The sequence below is a fragment of the Paenarthrobacter sp. NPDC089714 genome, assembly GCF_044748905.1.
Lineage (GTDB): Bacteria > Actinomycetota > Actinomycetes > Actinomycetales > Micrococcaceae > Arthrobacter.
This window is the reverse complement of sequence record NZ_JBIVGX010000013.1, coordinates 24,323-40,366: the sequence shown is the minus strand read 5'-3', so window position 1 is coordinate 40,366 and position 16,044 is coordinate 24,323. Positions and strand designations below refer to the sequence as shown.

General features: G+C 62.1%; 13 protein-coding genes. 9 read left to right on the top strand and 4 right to left on the bottom strand.

From position 1 onward, the window contains the following. Positions 1–53 precede the first annotated feature (53 nt). A complete protein-coding gene (locus ACIPY3_RS18680) occupies positions 54–2,774 on the top strand; it encodes an aminotransferase class I/II-fold pyridoxal phosphate-dependent enzyme (RefSeq protein WP_400336532.1) in 2,721 nt (906 codons plus the stop codon). A gap of 72 nt (positions 2,775–2,846) precedes the next feature. Here the strand turns inward: ACIPY3_RS18680 and ACIPY3_RS18675 are convergent, their stop codons facing one another. From ACIPY3_RS18675 to ACIPY3_RS18665, 3 genes are all read right to left on the bottom strand, one after another. Next, positions 2,847–4,190, bottom strand: a complete 1,344-nt coding sequence (locus ACIPY3_RS18675; protein WP_400336531.1) for an MFS transporter — start codon at positions 4,188–4,190, stop codon at positions 2,847–2,849. A gap of 327 nt (positions 4,191–4,517) precedes the next feature. Further along, positions 4,518–5,660: a proline racemase family protein gene (locus ACIPY3_RS18670; RefSeq protein WP_400336530.1), complete on the bottom strand. Its 1,143-nt coding sequence runs from the start codon at positions 5,658–5,660 to the stop codon at positions 4,518–4,520. Between the two features lie 58 nt (positions 5,661–5,718). Continuing rightward, positions 5,719–6,714, bottom strand: coding sequence for an Ldh family oxidoreductase (locus ACIPY3_RS18665; RefSeq protein ID WP_400336529.1), 996 nt, complete (start codon positions 6,712–6,714; stop codon positions 5,719–5,721). Between the two features lie 244 nt (positions 6,715–6,958). Between ACIPY3_RS18665 and ACIPY3_RS18660 the strand changes: the two genes are divergently transcribed. The 7 genes from ACIPY3_RS18660 (at position 6,959) to ACIPY3_RS18630 (ending at position 14,425) form a co-directional block, all read left to right on the top strand. Then, positions 6,959–7,609: a HutD family protein gene (locus ACIPY3_RS18660; RefSeq protein ID WP_400336528.1), complete on the top strand. Its 651-nt coding sequence runs from the start codon at positions 6,959–6,961 to the stop codon at positions 7,607–7,609. Between the two features lie 276 nt (positions 7,610–7,885). Then, positions 7,886–8,797, top strand: coding sequence for a proline dehydrogenase family protein (locus tag ACIPY3_RS18655; RefSeq protein WP_400336527.1), 912 nt, complete (start codon positions 7,886–7,888; stop codon positions 8,795–8,797). 74 nt (positions 8,798–8,871) lie between these two features. Continuing rightward, positions 8,872–9,546, top strand: a complete 675-nt coding sequence (locus ACIPY3_RS18650) for a GntR family transcriptional regulator (RefSeq protein ID WP_400336526.1) — start codon at positions 8,872–8,874, stop codon at positions 9,544–9,546. A 52-nt stretch (positions 9,547–9,598) separates the two neighbouring features. Then, positions 9,599–11,245: an L-glutamate gamma-semialdehyde dehydrogenase gene (pruA, locus tag ACIPY3_RS18645; RefSeq protein WP_400336525.1), complete on the top strand. Its 1,647-nt coding sequence runs from the start codon at positions 9,599–9,601 to the stop codon at positions 11,243–11,245. A 166-nt stretch (positions 11,246–11,411) separates the two neighbouring features. Beyond that, a complete protein-coding gene (locus tag ACIPY3_RS18640) occupies positions 11,412–12,203 on the top strand; it encodes an IclR family transcriptional regulator (RefSeq protein ID WP_400336524.1) in 792 nt (263 codons plus the stop codon). A 226-nt stretch (positions 12,204–12,429) separates the two neighbouring features. Next, entirely contained in the window at positions 12,430–13,158 is a 729-nt protein-coding gene (locus ACIPY3_RS18635; RefSeq protein WP_400336523.1) for a GntR family transcriptional regulator, read from the top strand. A gap of 115 nt (positions 13,159–13,273) precedes the next feature. Further along, positions 13,274–14,425, top strand: coding sequence for a diguanylate cyclase (locus ACIPY3_RS18630; protein ID WP_400336522.1), 1,152 nt, complete (start codon positions 13,274–13,276; stop codon positions 14,423–14,425). Positions 14,426–14,627: 202 nt separating this feature from the next. Here the strand turns inward: ACIPY3_RS18630 and ACIPY3_RS18625 are convergent, their stop codons facing one another. Further along, positions 14,628–14,885: a helix-turn-helix domain-containing protein gene (locus ACIPY3_RS18625; protein ID WP_400336521.1), complete on the bottom strand. Its 258-nt coding sequence runs from the start codon at positions 14,883–14,885 to the stop codon at positions 14,628–14,630. A 350-nt stretch (positions 14,886–15,235) separates the two neighbouring features. Between ACIPY3_RS18625 and ACIPY3_RS18620 the strand changes: the two genes are divergently transcribed. Beyond that, entirely contained in the window at positions 15,236–16,027 is a 792-nt protein-coding gene (locus ACIPY3_RS18620; RefSeq protein WP_400336520.1) for an SDR family oxidoreductase, read from the top strand. The last annotated feature ends 17 nt before the right edge of the window (positions 16,028–16,044 follow it).

Below are 16,044 nucleotides of genomic sequence, written 5' to 3'. Positions count from 1 at the left end.
CCGGACACTGCTTTGTCAAAGAGGACAAGGCTCCATTCGAGAGAAGGAAACACGTGAATCCGGTCGCACCAGACCTGTACACCGTTGATGGCACCAGTGAGACCGCTACACACAATGTGTGGCGGATCCGGGAGGATCTCTGGGAATACCTGACCTACACGGCGGAGAAGATGGGAGGTGGGCATTCTGCCGAAACGAGGCGCCGGCTCAGCGAGGACATCCTTCAGGTGCTGGACAGGTTGGAACTGGTGGAAGGCCACTGGGCAACGCCGGGGCTGGCCGCCATTGAGGAACTGCGGTTGTTGATCAACGACGGCGACCCCGTCGCCTTGGGCGAAGCGATCGAGAGACTCAAGGGCCGGCGACGGCGGCAGGCACGTGCGGAGTCCTCCCGCGTATCCCCGTCAGCCCGTGAGGATGTATCTGACGGGCGTCCCCGTTTCGAAGTGCTGCTCGTGGATGACTGCACGCCCGAGGACGGCGCCGGGTTCGTTCACCAGATGCTCGCGCAACGCCGGCCCCAGGACCCGTTTGTCTACGAGATCAACATTGTTCCAAGCTACGAAGATGCCGTTGCAGCTTTGCTGCTGAACACTGACATCCAAGCGTGCATTATCCGGCCTGGCTTCAAGACACGTTCCCGAAGGCCGCTGGAGCAGGACATCAAGGACTTCGTGGCTGCCAACGGTCCAAACGATCTGGACCCGGCCCGCCCCATCCAGAGGATCCTGGCCTTGGCCGAGAAGGCTGCAGAACTCCGGCCTAGCCTGGACCTTTACCTGGTGGCCGGGGTTTCCATCGAAAAACTCGGTGGTTCCCTCACCAGCCGTTTCAGCAGGATCTTCCTGCGCGCAGACAGCCTCGAACTCCACCTCTCCATCCTTAAAGGAGTGGGCGAACGCTACGAAACCCCCTTCTTCACAGCCATCCAGAACCACAGCCGCCGACCCGGTGGAGTGTTCCATGCACTGCCCGTCTCCAGGGGCGGTTCAGTCTCCAACTCCAAATGGATCAAGGACATGGAAGAGTTCTACGGCTTGAACCTCCTGCTCGCCGAAACATCGGCCACCTCTGGTGGCCTTGATTCGTTGCTGGACCCTCACGGATCCATCAGGGACGCGCAACGCCTGGCCGCCCGCGCTTTTGGCGCCCGGCAAACGTTCTTCGTCACGAACGGCACTTCGACGGCGAACAAGATTGTCCATCAAGCCATCCTGGCCCCGGGTGACGTGGTCCTCGTTGACCGGAATTGCCACAAATCCCACCACTACGCCATGGTCCTGGCCGGTGCCAAGGTTGCCTACCTTGAGGCATACCCGATGGATGAGTTCTCGCTGTATGGGGGCGTCCCCACGTCCTCCATCAAGAAGATGCTTCTGGACTACCGAGCCTCGGGCCGGCTGGACGAAGTGAAAATGGTCGCCCTCACCAACTGCACCTTCGATGGGATCGTGTATGACGTAGAGCGCGTCATGGAGGAGTGCCTGGCCATCAAACCAGACCTCGTCTTCCTCTGGGACGAAGCCTGGTTCGCGTTCGCCGGGTTCCATCCCATCTACCGCCGCCGCACGGCCATGGCGGCCAGCCAAGCCCTCGAGCAACGCTTCCAGGCTCCGGCGGCCCGCGAAAAGTATGCCGCCCAGGCCGCCGAGTTGTTCGATCCCGTGACCGGGGAACCCCACAACGACGATCTCTGGTTGAACACCCGCCTTGTCCCGGACCCGGACAGAGCCCGGATCCGGGTCTACGCAACCCAGTCGACGCACAAAACCCTCACGTCCCTGCGCCAGGGATCGATGATCCATGTCCATGACCAGGACTTCGCGCACCTGACGGAGGAGGCCTTCCGGGAGGCCTACATGACCCACACGTCCACCTCACCCAACTACCAGATCCTGGCCTCCCTGGATATCGGGCGCCGGCAGGCAGAACTTGAAGGTTGCGAACTGGTACAGAAGCAGGCCGACCTCGCTGCCAGCGTGGCGACCGCGATCGAACAGCACCCGCTGCTCAGAAAGTACTTCCGCATCCTCAGCACGTTGGATCTCATTCCCGAGGAGTTCCGCACCAGCACATCGCCCATGCCCCTGGTGGACGGCCTCGCCAGGATGGCCCAGGCCTGGAAGGACGATGAGTTCGTGGTGGACCCGAGCCGGCTCACCATGTATATCGGCGCCACAGGGGTCGATGGAGACACCTTCAGGCATGAGTACCTCATGGACGGCCATGGCATCCAAGTCAATAAGACCTCACGCAACAGTGTGTTGTTCATGACCAACATCGGCACGTCCCGCAGCTCGGTGGCGTACCTGATAGAAGTCCTGGTCAAACTGGCCGAGTCATTCGAATCAGAGGCTGCCTCGCGAAGCCCGAGGTCCCGTGCCGCCCACAGCCGCATGGTCACCAGGCTTACCAAAGGTGCCCCGCCGCTGCCGGACTTCAGCAGCTTCGCCTCCAGATTCCGCACCGATAAAGCGCTGCCGGATGGTTGCATCCGCACGGCGTACTTTGAAACCTACAAGCCCGACTCGTGCGAGTACCTCACCGATTCGGGGGTCCGCAAGCGGCTGGCGGCGGGCGAGGAAGTCATTTCCGCCGCTTTCGTGACTCCTTACCCACCGGGTTTCCCCGTCCTGGTCCCGGGCCAGCTCCTCGACACCAACGTGCTCGACTTCATGGCAGCCCTGGACACCAAAGAAATCCACGGCTACGACAAACACCACGGGTACCGCGTCTTGCGGATACTGCCGGAAGCCACAACAGGCCAGGTCTAGGGAAACGAACAGGGCGGCTGAATCCTCTTGGATCCAGCCGCCCTGTTCGTTTCTTCGGTCTTGTGGGCCTCGTTAGTGGGAGAAGCCAGCCGCGGTTTCGCTCAGGTTCTTGCCCTTGGTTTCAGGTGCCAGCCACTGCGAGAGGATGGCGCCGAGCAGTGTGAGTCCCGCGGCCACCAGCATGGTGACCTGAGGACCGTAGTTCGCCACAGACCACGGGAGCAGGAAGGTGCCGGCTCCCGCACCGATGCGGCTGACCGCGGTTGCAAAGCCGGTGCCGATCCCACGGATCTCCGTCGGAAAGACTTCACCGGGGTAGATGCCCGTTAGTGTGTTGTAACCGGCGTTGAAGAACGAAAAGAGCAGGAAGCACACCAGGACCACCCATGCCGGCGCACCTGCCCACAGTCCAATGACCAAGAGCAGCGCGAAGCAAAGCCACTGTGGCGGGACCGTGAGGAACCGGCGTCCGGCACGGTCGATCAGGATGACCGTCAGGATCACCCCTGCCGTAGCGACCGCCGACAGACCGACTCCTCCGGCCAGCCCCTGGCTCAGCCCGTAACCCTTCAGGACGCCTTCAGCGAAGGTGGCAATGGCGAAGTAGGGCGTGACGGCGCATAGCCAGAACATCGAGCAGAACAGCGTGGCACGCCAATAGCGGCGGGAGAAGAGCATCTTGAAGCTGCCTTGAGGGCGCGCCTGCTCGTGTTCGAAGTCGTCTGCGCCGCCGCCTGTCTCCATGTACTTCTGCGCAACGGCACGGGCCTCATCCCTTCGGCCTTTGTTCCATAGCCATCGGGGAGATTCCGGGAGGCCAATCCGGGCAAGGAGGAGGATCACCGCGGGGATCGTGCTTGATCCGAGGATGATGCGCCAGTCGACGGAGGTGGTGGTGGTCAGTGCGTACCCCACAATGAACGCGACCATAAAGCCGACATAGAACGCCACCAGCGTCAGTCCCATGAGCCGGCCACGGAGCCGTGCAGGGGCAAATTCGGACATGAGGGGCCAGCCCACAGAGTACTCAACGCCCACGGCAACGCCCATCAAGAGCCGGACCAGGAACAACTGCCAGGGTTCGTGGACAACGAATTGAAGCGCTGAGCCGACCACAAAGATGCCCATGTCGATCATGAACAACGGCTTGCGGCCGAATTTGTCCCCGAGCCAGCCGCCGATGGGCGAGCCCACCAGAATCCCCACGAGGGAGGAGGCGACGATCAGGCCTTCCCACAGAGGCGTGAAGTGCAGCTCAGTGGTAATGGAACCGATCACCGTTCCGATGATTCCCAGGATGTATCCATCGAGGAACATGCCTCCCACGAGGACTGCCGTGAGCCGGGTGAGGAAACGCTTCTTATAGGCGGCCGTCGACGGACTGTCAGGCAGGACCGTTTTGTTGATTACAGACACACATCGCTCCTAGCGCTGAGAGTGGAAGACATTGTTTCTCCTTCGTCGTTGAGGGATTGTGCTCAGTAAGGGGCTGCCGCGCCCCGGCCACAGTGGGAGCCGCCCGGCTGCGCCTGGGCGTGTGGCTATCATCACACACTAATGTAATCTGTGATCACATATCGCGTCAATGGTTGGGTGTAACACTCAGGTAAATTCGAGGTCACCATTCCGCCAAAAAGCGAGTGGACCCGAGGAGAACTTTCTCCTCGGGTCGACTCGACTTGTTCAGTTATGTTCCCCCGTTGCGCAGGACAACAGTTCAGCGCAGGACCACCGTTATGGGCCCTAGGACAGAGCGGCCGCCTTGGCCGCGTGAAGCTCAGCAATACCCTTTGCGTCACTCGGCCGCATACTGGTGTTTTCCTCCTGCTCCTGGGGTGCCCAGATATCCCCAACAGTGAACCCATAGGGGAAGGGATCATCGTGGTCCAGAACCCAGGTGCTGAAACCCGTAATCCACGCCTGCCCACTGATGGTGGGTACTACGCCCTGACGGTCGTTGATGGTGACTTCTTCAACCAACTCCCCCGTGTACACGTTGCCCAGGATTCCCTCGTGGCGGAATGGCTCGTTCAATGCCAGCTCGCCCTTTGCGTGGAGCGCGGCCATCTTTGCGCACGTTCCGGTACCACACGGGCAACGATCCACTCCACCGGTCCAGGTTGCCGGATTGTCGAACTCGACGGGTCCGCTGGCAACCGTCACGGCGTTCTTACGGTCCGCATTGGGATTGTCCGTGAGACCTGACAGCTGCGAGATGGTGATGCCGATGCCCGGATAGTCCGGGTGGGCCACGGGCAGCTGGTCCTGCGCCGCCCGGAGGATCAGGGAAGAGATACGGGTAATGTCCCGTCCGCGTTCCGGGACCAGGTCCAGGCCCTCGAACTGGCGGACGTCGGCGATGACATAGAACATGCCTCCCCATGCCACGTCAACGGTTACCTTCCCCAGCTCGGGGACGTCAATGACGGCGTCGAGGTACACCGCATAAGCGGGCACGTTCTTGAACTTCACCTGCTTGACCTTGCCATTGCTGCACTCGGCTTCGATGGCGATGAGGCCGGCAGGCGCCTCCAAATTGAATTTCGTGACGGGCTCCTCCATGGGAATCATGCCGGTTTCCAGAAGGACGGTCGCGACGGCAATGGTGTTGCCGCCGCTCATGACCGGGTACTCAACCTGCTCCATGATGATGAAACCTGCCACCGCATCAGGGTGCTTGGGAGGCACGACGAGGTTGCAGCACAGCGGCGGGTATCCGCGCGGCTCCCTGAGCATGAGTTTACGGATCTGGTCATCGTTCGCTTCGAGCCACTTCATTTGCTCGTACACCGTGTTGCCGGGAATGTGCGGCACGCCGCCGGTGATTACGCGCATGGGTTCGCCGGAGTGGGTCTCCACGGCGTGGATCATTCGTTTGAAAGACATGTCAGTTTCGCCTTGTTCGTTGGGGTGTGTGGGGAGGTTAGCCGGCAGTGGAACCGGGCTACGACGCTTGTTCGGCCGCCGGCTCGGCAGCTTTGCGGAGCCTGTCGAGGAGTGCAGGGTCGATGCCGACCTGCTCGGGAAGCTCCGTGTTTTCAAGAGCCGGAAGCCGGACCTGGTGCTCGTTCTGCAGGTGCTCCAGTTGCTTGTTGAGCCGCTCCACCGATCCCACGAAGCTCGCCGGGTCGATGGCCAGCAGGAAGACACCAATACCAGGGGATGTATCGCCGTGGTCGAAGGGGGCGGCGTCCATGGAGAACTTGGCTCCGGAGAGCGTGGCCAGTACCTCAACCAGCAGGGCGATGTTGCCGCCGCGATGTCCGCCAAAGGGAAGGAGGGTTCCGCGCAGGGCTTCATCGGCGACGGTCGTGGGTTGCCCCTGGGAGTCCAGCGCCCAGCCCGTAGGAATGGGGTCGCCTGCCTCGGCGGCACGTCGAATATTGACAAAGGCAGTGGACGATGAGGCCTGGTCGATGACTATAGGCAACTTCCCGGCGCGCGGAATTCCGTAGGCCAAGGGGTTCGTGCCCAGGATGGGCTTAGGGGCTCCGCCGAGCGACATGAGTGAAGGGCTGTTGGCGGTGGCAACGGCGATGAAGCCCCGCTGCGCCAGGTGCCTTGCGTAGTAGCCCAGTTCACCACAGGTGTAGGACCCGCGAATCCACATTGCCGCGAGGCCCGCTTCCCGGGCGGCGACGTCAAACGCCGGCACCGCTTCCTCGAAGGCGACCTGCGCCAGTCCGCCGCGGGCATCCGCATCGATGACGGCTGAGGCCAGCCGTCGGATGTCGGGCTCGTCTGTTGCAGCGATCCGACCGGTTCCATATCCGTCGATGTAGTCGAAAAGGTGACCCACACCGACCGCCCGGTTGCCTACTTGTTCAGCCTCGACCGTGGCTCGGGCCAGGACGCGGGCCGCCCGGTCCCCTGCGCCCTGAGCCAGGAGTGCCCGCTCGCAAAGGGCAGCGAGTTCCTCGCTTGGAATAGTGGTGTTCAAGGATGGGTCCTTTCAGGGTTTGTGCCACATGTGCCCGTCGGGGACGTCAATGTCAGGTAGCCGTCGACCTGAGGCCGCCGGGTCAGCACCTGTCTTGCCGCGGTGCGCCATCTGGCCGTCCGCGGTCTGAGACCATGTGGCTGGTGTCATACTCAGAATGTAATCTGTGATCACATCTCAGTCAATGCTTCATTGAATTGGGTTTGACCAAGGCCCAATCATCGGGTCGGAAATGAGGGAACGCATGACTCAAAGCTCGTCTTCGAAAGCCCGGATCGTCCGCCCCGACAACGTCCCGCGCATTCCGTGGATCAACGGGGCCGGATACACGCGCCAAATCGGAAGTAGACGCAACCCGGCACTGGGCGATGGGTTCATGTGGCGCCTGAGCCTGGCCGACCTCAACGAGGACTCAGCCTTTTCCTGCCTGCCTGGGATTGACCGGATCTTTACGCTTGCCAGCACAGGAAACGTCGAGCTCAGCATCAACGGACAGGCGCACCGACTTGGTCTTGGAAAGACCGCAGAATTCCCAGGAGAAGCCGACGTCCACCTCCGCATGGCGGACCAAAGCCCCCAACTGGGTTTGAACCTCATGACGAATCGCAACGCTGCCATGGGCTCCGTCTCCACCAAGAGACTTGACGGCCCGGTCCTGCTCGACCCCCGATCAGGAGTCGTAGCCGTCACAGTACTGGATGGCACCGCCTCACTGAGCAGCCGGCGCAGACTCGATCCCCTGGCGACGCTGATTCTGGATACTGGCGCCGAGGAACTCTTTGCGCGCAATTGCCTTCTGGCGATCGTCACGGTTCGGAGCGCGACAAAGGGAATCAGCGGACAGCATGACCGGGCCATCAGCGTTCGCCTGCGCCATGCCGCGGGTGTGAATTAGTCCGCCTGCGGCCCGCTGCAGTGAAGCAGTCAAAGGCAGCCTGTCCCTCGAGGCATGTGACGAAAGAAAGCACGGCATGAATCCATCCGAGCCTCAAGCCAGTGGCTGCTGGAGCGGACATTCGAAAATCAGACTCTTGTGTGATTTGTGATCACAAGCTAATGTGGTTTGCACAACACTCGAAAGAGGTTGGGCCAGTAGAAACGAATACACGCCGCCGCAACCAGGAACGGTCGGTCCCCATCCGCGGCTCCGCGGCGAACCAGGAAGTGATTCATGCCGAACAAACTTCTTCTGCAGGTCGCAGAAAACAAGAAACTCGAAGCCATTGCCACGCGCAACCGCTTCACCCGCCCCATTGTTGACCGCTACGTCGCAGGACGCGGCGTTGAGGAGGCCTGGACTGCCACCAAGGCGCTCAACAAGGCTGGCATTGACGTCAGCCTCGACCTCTTGGGCGAATCGGTCCATGACCTGGAACAGTCCAAGCAGGCCACCAAGGAATACCAGGGCGCCATCGAGAACATCCGGAACCAGGCCCCTGGATCCACCGTCTCGGTCAAACTGTCCCAACTGGGGATCATGATCGACCCCCAGGAGTGTGCCAATAACCTGAAGGCACTTCTGAATGCAGCAGCCACCAACGAAGCAACGGTCGAAGTCGACATGGAGCACAGTTCGGTGGGCCGCGACACCCTCGCGATCTTCAAAAGCATCCTCCCGGACCACCCCACCACCCGGGTAGCGATCCAGGCAAATATGCGACAGACTCCCGAAGACCTGCTGTCCTTCACGGACATCAAGCCACGGATCCGACTGGTCAAGGGTGCTTTCGATGAAACGTCGGCCGCAGCACTGAACAACGCGGAAGAAGTCACCGAGCAGTACAAGTACCTGGCGCGGTGGGCGCTGGAACACCTGCCGGACCCGGCGTTCGGAACCCACGACGACAAATGCATCGACGTCATTAAGGAACGGGCGGCCGAACTCGGCCTGGGAAAGCAGGACTTCGAATTCCAGATGCTGTACGGCGTTCGCCGCAAGCTCCAGGACGAACTGGTCCGCGAGGGGTACAGGGTCCGGGTCTACCTCCCCTACGGCACGCAATGGTACCCCTACCTCATGCGTCGCATGGCCGAGAAGCCCGCGAACCTGCTCCTGTTCCTCCGCTCCCTCATCGGAGGGTAAACAGCATTTTCGCGTAAGCTGGTATGTGATCAAATATCACCATCGATCTTGATGCGGCAGTCAGAGGAGTTACCATGAGCGTCCAAACAACCAGTCCCGTCACCCCCACCCTGGTGGCGGACCAGGTTTACGAGGTTCTGGAAAACGCCATCCTGACCGGCTCGCTCGAAGCGGGGTCTCCCCTGAGGGTTCGTGACCTGGCGGGCATGGTCGGCACCAGCGTCATGCCAGTCCGCGAAGCGATCCGCCGCCTCGAAGAAGCGGGCCTTGCAACGCGCACCCCTCACAAAGGAGCCGTCGTCAAGACCTTTACAGCCACGGAACTGATCCACATCTACGATGTCCGCACCATCCTTGAGGTCCAAGCGGCTACGCAGGGTGCGCCCAATGTCACCGAGCGGGATGTGCGGGCCATGGAAGTGGCCTGCAGTCACATGCTGCAGGCGGTTGCCGAAGGGCGCATCGTGGATGCACTGGATTTCGATGAAGAAGTCCTCAGGACCCTCTACCAGGCCTCTGGAAATCCTGTCCTGGTCAGCACGATCGAACAATTGTGGCTTCAGTGCCGGCCCTACAAGGTGATTGGCGCAACCGAGGCCGTAGCTAAAAACGACAACACCCTCTGGACACCGCAACCGGCGCTGGTCCAGGCGTTGCTCGACGGAGACACCGCCGCAGCAACCACCATCACCGCAGACTCCCTCGCCAGCGCCCTGCGCAGGCTGGAGCTGCGGCTGGAAACCCACTAACCAACCCGCGACTGCACGGTCCGGGAAACACTCAAAAGGAGACACCCAGAAAATGTCATCTCAATCCATCGCCGTTTCTGGCAACTTCAAGGTTCCCACGCCCTACAACGAACCCTCCCGTGAATTCCGTCCGGGATCACCGGAAGCCGCCTCGGTCAAAAAGGTCATTGCGGACGTAACCTCCAACGTCCGCGATATCCCCCACGTGATCAACGGCGAACGGTCCATGACCGGCGAACTTCGCGACATCACCGCACCCCACCGCCACTCACAGGTACTGGGCCGCATCCCCACCGCCGATGAAACCGTCATCCAGGCAGCCATCGATTCCGCCCTTGCAGCCCAGCAGGGCTGGTCCCGCACTCCGTGGTGGGAGCGCGCAGCCATCTTCCTCCGCGCCGGCGAGCTTGCCGCGGGAAAGTACCGGGATGAACTGGTAGCGACCACCATTCTCGGCCAGTCCAAGACCTTCCACCAGGCTGAAATCGACGCCGCGAGCGAAGTGGCCGACTTCTTCCGCTACAACGCCCACCTCGCCCAGCAGATCTTCGCCGATCAGCCGGCATCGCTGCAGGGTGAAGGCAACACGCTCGACCAGCGGGGTCTTGAAGGCTTCGTCCTCGCCATTACCCCGTTCAACTTCACCGCGATCGGCAGCAACCTGCCCACCACCCCTGCCCTCATGGGCAACACCGTGGTGTGGAAGCCGTCCGAGAAGTCGGCACTGAGCAACGATGTCCTGATGCGCATGTTCGAAGAAGCCGGCCTTCCCCCTGGTGTCATCAACCTGGTCCACGGCTCCGGACGGCTTATCTCCGACTACGCCATGGCCCACCCCGACTTCGCCGGCCTGAACTTCACCGGGTCAACCGATGTATTCCGCAGCCTTTGGAAGAAGGCCGGCGACAACATCGAAAAGTACCGCTCGTTCCCCCGCCTCGTAGGCGAGACCGGCGGCAAGAACGCAGTAGTTGCCCACCCCTCAGCCGACCCCGGCGCCCTCCGGGCAGCCCTGATCCGCAGCTCCTTCGAATACTCCGGACAGAAGTGCTCCGCATCCTCGCGGGCCTACATCCCGAACAGCATCTGGGCACAGATCAAGGACGAACTGGTTGAAACCACCAAATCCCTGCGCCTTGGCGACCCCGCCGAGCACGAGACCTTCACCGGCGCCGTCATCGATGAAGTCTCCTTCCGAAAGCTCGGAGAGGCCATCGACAAAGCGAAGGCCCTCCCGAGCCACACGCTGCTGGCCGGCGGCAACGTTCACGGCGAAGAAGGCTGGTTCGTTGAACCCACCATCTTCGAGACCACCGACCCCCACGCCTTCACCATGAGCGAGGAGTTCTTCGGCCCGATCCTCACTGTCTACGTCTACGAGGACAGCGAATGGGAGTCCGTGCTTGACCTGGTGGACCAGACCAGCAACTACGCCCTCACCCAGTCCATCTTCGCCAACGACCGCCGCGCCGTCTCGCACGCCCTGGACAGGCTCCGCAACTCGTCGGGCATGACGTACATCAACGACAAGCCCACAGGCGCCCTCATGGGCCAGGTCTCGTTCGGTGGCGGCCGTGCATCGGGCACCAACGACAAGACGGGATCCCGCCTGGCACTGCAGCGTTGGCTCAGCGGACGCTTCATCCACGAGAACTTCTCCCCGTCCTCCGAGTGGCGCCAGCCGTACATGGCCCAGTAAGCAGGACCCACCGGCCGGCTGGGTGCGCACCTGCCCACCCAGCCAACCAACCGCCGTCGGACTCCCTCGCAACGACCCGCACGGTAACCGCAGCCGTCGCCCGGTACTTCCGGGCGGCGGCTGTTGCCCTCTCTTTGGCCTTCCATACCGTTACGGAAGTACTCCCATGAAGAAGCGAATCCTCAACTATAAGCCAATGGCACCCGGTGAGTCCGCGCAGTCCAGGAAACGCGACGAACGCGGCACTGCCATGTCCATACTGCTGCTCTTCGCCCGGCACCGCAGCCTGAGTGGCGCGCAAATTGGCAGCCTCCTCCGGATACCGACATCCACCGTCTACAGGCATCTGCAAACCCTTCTTCAGGCGGGTTTCGTCGTGGAGACCATGGCCGTCGGCCGCTACTCAGCCGGGCCTGAAGTTGTCCGGCTGGCGGACAACTACCGCCAGGAGTCACTGGCACAAGGCACCATCCGCAACAGGCTGGAGCAACTCTCAAGGGACACTGGCGAGCTGGCCGCCTTTCTGGTCCAAAGCGGTGACGAAGCCCTGTGTGTGGAGTCGGTGGAAAGCGAACACATACTCAGCTGCAGCTACGCCGCGGGACGTTCCAGGCCACTGTTGAACGGTGCGAGCGCACGAACCATTCTTGCTTTCCTGCCTGAAGATGAGGCCGCCGAGGCCCTTGCCGGGCGCTTCCTGAGCCGGGACGAGCACGAGGCCCTCGAGGCCGACCTCGCCAGCATCAGGAAACATGGGTACGCGACGAGCTCCGGAGCGTTGGCTCCCGGTGTTTGGGGAGTCAGCGCTCCCGTCTTCAACGACGCGGGGGTCTTGGCCGGTGTGGTCACCACCATGGTGCCGCAGGAGCGCGCGGATGACGGACCCAGCCGGGAACGCTTTACAAGCTTGACTTGTGCGGCCGCCTCGGAACTGAGCCTCGCCGCAGTGCCGGGATGATCCGCTAGAAGTACGACGGCGGGACTCACCATTTGGTCCTTTGGTGAGTCCCGCCGTCGCATGTCCAGCCGGACGCCCTGGTCCGCGTCCGCGACGGTGTGCCAGCACAAGGGGAGTACATCTTCAAGCGATCACACATCAGAAAAGCCTGAATCTCAGATTTCAAAACTCGCCAGACCCGCGTGTGGAGTCGCCGCTGGCGTCAGGCAGCCATAGGATCAGCAGTATGGCTGACAAGAAATCGGGCGAGGCTGCGCCCTCTGCCCCTGGCGTAACCCGGATCAACGCTGCCGTGCTTTCGGTTACTCCGACGCTCGTAGCGGACCAGGTCTACGAAGCCTTGCGATCAGCCATCCTCACCGGCGAACTGGCCGGCGGGTCTCCCCTCCGCGTGCGCGACGTCGCCGACATGGTCGGCACCAGCGTCATGCCGGTCCGGGAAGCCATCCGTCGACTTGAAGAGAGCGGGCTCGCGACCCGCGTGGCCGCCCACCGCGGAGCCGTGGTCAAGGAATTCACCGTTGGGGAACTCATCCACATCTACGAAGTCCGCGCAACGCTGGAAACGGAAGCCGCCCGTCGGGGAGCCGCCAACGTCACCGATGCCGACGTCGAACGCATGGCGGCCGCCTGCACCCGCATGAAAAAGGCCGTGGCCGAACGACGGGTCTGGGATGCCTTGGATGATGACGAAGACCTTTTGAGGACGCTGTATAAGGCCGGGGGCAACCCCGTCTTGATGGACGTCATTGAGAACCTTTGGCTGCAATGCCGCCCCTACAAAGTCATCGGTGCAACCGAAGCAATCGACCACAACGACCAAAGTCTGTGGACCCCGCAACCCGACCTTCTCGAAGCTGCCCGGTCCCGTGACGCGAAGGCAGCAACCCGACTCACCAAGCTGTCGCTGGCCAGCGCACGGAAGCGCCTCGAGAAAAGGCTTGAAGGGCAGTAGACCGGTCACCGCCAGACGCGCCCGGAATCAGTCTGCCCTTGCCGACGACCGTTTTTGGAGGGACGCGGTGCGATACTGAGGCTGATCCCACCGGCCGGAAGGAACAACTCAAGCGATGATCCTGGATACGACAACCCTCCGGATCGCGTTCGGCCTTCTCACGCTGGTCCTGGCGGCATTGTTCTACTTTTCCGCCTACCGACCCACCCGCTCCGCTTACAGCGGCTGGTGGTGCGTTGCGCTGCTGTCCTTCCTTACCGGCGCGGGGTGCTTCCTCTTGGATGGCAGCGCACACCAGGTGTGGGCCAATCCCTTGGGCAACACGCTGCTGGCCTATGGAGCAGTGGCTGTCTGGGCAGGTGCCAGGTCGCTGCGGTCGTTGACGCTTTCCGCGTGGGCTGCGGCGGCGCTGCCCGTCCTGACTCTGGTCAGTTCACTGCTGGATAACCCGGCGATCAACGCGTGGTCCGGTGGGCCGGTGTTCCTGGCGTCCATGAGCCTTGGCCTAGGGCTGTCATCGTACGAACTCTGGCGTCTTGAACCAGGGTATTCCCGGGTCCGGATACCCATGGCGGTGGCTTCCGGAGTGCTGGCCGTTTTCTACTGCCTGCGCTGGATCGCGTTCCTTGCGGTTGGCCAGACGGGCCTGGTCTTCGTCACGGTTTTCGGATCAGCCGTGACCACCATGGTGACCATGGTCCTGCTGGTTGTGGTGTCCTTCAGCATGTCCGCGCTGAGCAGCGAGCAGCAAACCCGTGCCCTGCGCGTGGTGGCTTCCCGGGACGACCTGACGAACCTGCTCAACCGCAAGGCCTTCATGGACCTCGCGGCGGAGCATCTGGCGGACCGAACCGTCACTCCCAACACGGGGGCACTCATCCTGGCGGATTTGGACCATTTCAAAGCCATCAATGACACCCATGGCCATGCCGCCGGCGACAGTGCCCTGCGGTCCTTCGCCGATGCCTGCACCGCTTCAGTTCGCCCGACCGACCTGGTGGCGCGCTACGGCGGGGAAGAATTTGTCCTCCTGCTTCCCGGCGCTGGTCCGGAACGTGCCGAAGCGATCGCGCGCGAGATCAGCAAACATCTGGCATCCGTCCCCGCACCGGACGGCGTCCTGATGCCGACCGTCAGTTACGGGATCGCCCAGTACCACGTAGGAACGTCCCAGTTGGCGGACCTCATCGAGGCCGCGGATCGAGCCATGTATCAGGCCAAGGCACTCGGCAGAAACCGCGTCGCGCACAGCCAGCCAGCAAAGTAGATCGTCCGCCGGATCATCTGCAGTTCCCGGAAAGGGCACGTCCACTTTTCTGTTGTGCCGTCAGTGGACGGGTACGGAGATCGTGAGCGAGCCGGCTGTCCGGGAGCCGGGCCACGACGAACTGCCACAAGATCATCCTTCTGGCATCCAGCGGTACCTTGGTGTGCCCTCGCGGGGGCCGCGGCATCTGTCAGCTGACCCTTCAGATGCCCTGAACGGCGCTCTGCCGTGCCCGGACGACTCCGGTTGGACCGTTCTTGATGACCTTGGCTACCGCCGCTTCCGTGATTCCCATCGCCCTGGCCATCGCAGCGATGGTTACCCCGTCATCGAAGTGTTGGACCATCGCAAGCCGGCGCTTCTCTGCGAGCAAGGCGCGCTGCATCGAGCAGTCCCTCATCTGCGCGGTGTATCTGGCGATGTCCCGCAGGTCGGACGGATGGTTGTACGCAGTCCCCAAGGTGGCGTCCTTTTCAGTGTGATGTTCGCAAGTTATGGAACGACAGTCTTACGCACAACCTGTCAACTGTCTGTCATATCGGCTTCTTCAGGCGTCACATTCTGTTAGTGCCGCAAATCACAGCCGCGGTTTCCCCGCCTCGCCGGGGCACGGGCGGAGCATGCGTCAGAAAGCGTTTCACCCTTGCCACTCCGCAGAAAACGCACTCCCTGACTCAGTCAAGGATGCGCCACCAGGGTGCGTGGCGCCGACCTCCCAGCTGGGCCATACCTAGGTATGCCGAATTAGGTAACACTTTCATGTTGTAAATAACTTAGGTAAGCCTTAGCTAACTCATGGAAGGAATTTTGATGCGGAACGTATCACGGGCGGTGCTCGTTACGGGCGCCGGCGGTGGCATTGGCAGGGCCGTGGCCCATCGCCTTGCCAGCAGGAGCACGTCCCGGGATGTTCTGGTGCTGACAGACAGCGACGAAGCAGCTCTGAAAGACACCACCGAGGCGTTGACGGGCGTTAAGGTCCTGGCCGTTCCCACTGATGTCTCCGACGCCGGTCAGGTCGCGGCGTTGTTTGCCGCGATCCGCGATACCGGCGCGGCCTTGAACCAACTGGTCCACGCGGCGGGAATCCACAGTGTGGGCTCGGCACTGGATACAAGTGTTGATGAATGGAACCGCGTTCTCGCCGTCAACGCCACCGGCACGTTCCTGGTGGTTACTGCCGCTGCCAGGCAGATGCTGGAGACCGAGAGTGATAACAGGGCGATTGTGGTCATCGGTTCGAATGCGGCCGGTGTCCCACGAAGCGCAATGCCGGTCTATGCCGCGTCCAAGGCCGCTGCCGCGGCGTTGACCCGTTCCCTGGGCTTGGAGCTGGCGCCACGCGGCATCCGTTGCAACACCGTGTGTCCGGGATCAACCGACACCGGCATGCAGCGGGCTTTCTGGGGAGATGACCCGGAGCGGGGGCTCGAATCGGTACTTCAGGGCGACCTTGCCCAGTTCCGGGTGGGAATTCCCCTGGGAAAGATCGCTTCCCCGGACGACATCGCTGCCACCGCGGCGTTCCTGCTCTCCGAGGACGCCGGCCACATCACCATGCAGGACATTTACGTTGACGGCGGCGCGTCTCTTCGCGCCTGAGCTACACCCACCACCGA

Excerpts from the sequence above, each read along its gene's own strand:
- ACIPY3_RS18620 (WP_400336520.1), top strand. The coding sequence starts at position 15,236 with ATGCGGAACGTATCACGGGCGGTGCTCGTTACGGGCGCCGGCGGTGGC.
- ACIPY3_RS18640 (WP_400336524.1), top strand. The coding sequence starts at position 11,412 with ATGAAGAAGCGAATCCTCAACTATAAGCCAATGGCACCCGGTGAGTCC.
- pruA (WP_400336525.1), top strand. The coding sequence starts at position 9,599 with ATGTCATCTCAATCCATCGCCGTTTCTGGCAACTTCAAGGTTCCCACG.
- ACIPY3_RS18670 (WP_400336530.1), bottom strand. The coding sequence starts at position 5,660 with ATGTCTTTCAAACGAATGATCCACGCCGTGGAGACCCACTCCGGCGAA.
- ACIPY3_RS18630 (WP_400336522.1), top strand. The coding sequence starts at position 13,274 with ATGATCCTGGATACGACAACCCTCCGGATCGCGTTCGGCCTTCTCACG.
- ACIPY3_RS18635 (WP_400336523.1), top strand. The coding sequence starts at position 12,430 with ATGGCTGACAAGAAATCGGGCGAGGCTGCGCCCTCTGCCCCTGGCGTA.
- ACIPY3_RS18660 (WP_400336528.1), top strand. The coding sequence starts at position 6,959 with ATGACTCAAAGCTCGTCTTCGAAAGCCCGGATCGTCCGCCCCGACAAC.
- ACIPY3_RS18655 (WP_400336527.1), top strand. The coding sequence starts at position 7,886 with ATGCCGAACAAACTTCTTCTGCAGGTCGCAGAAAACAAGAAACTCGAA.
- ACIPY3_RS18650 (WP_400336526.1), top strand. The coding sequence starts at position 8,872 with ATGAGCGTCCAAACAACCAGTCCCGTCACCCCCACCCTGGTGGCGGAC.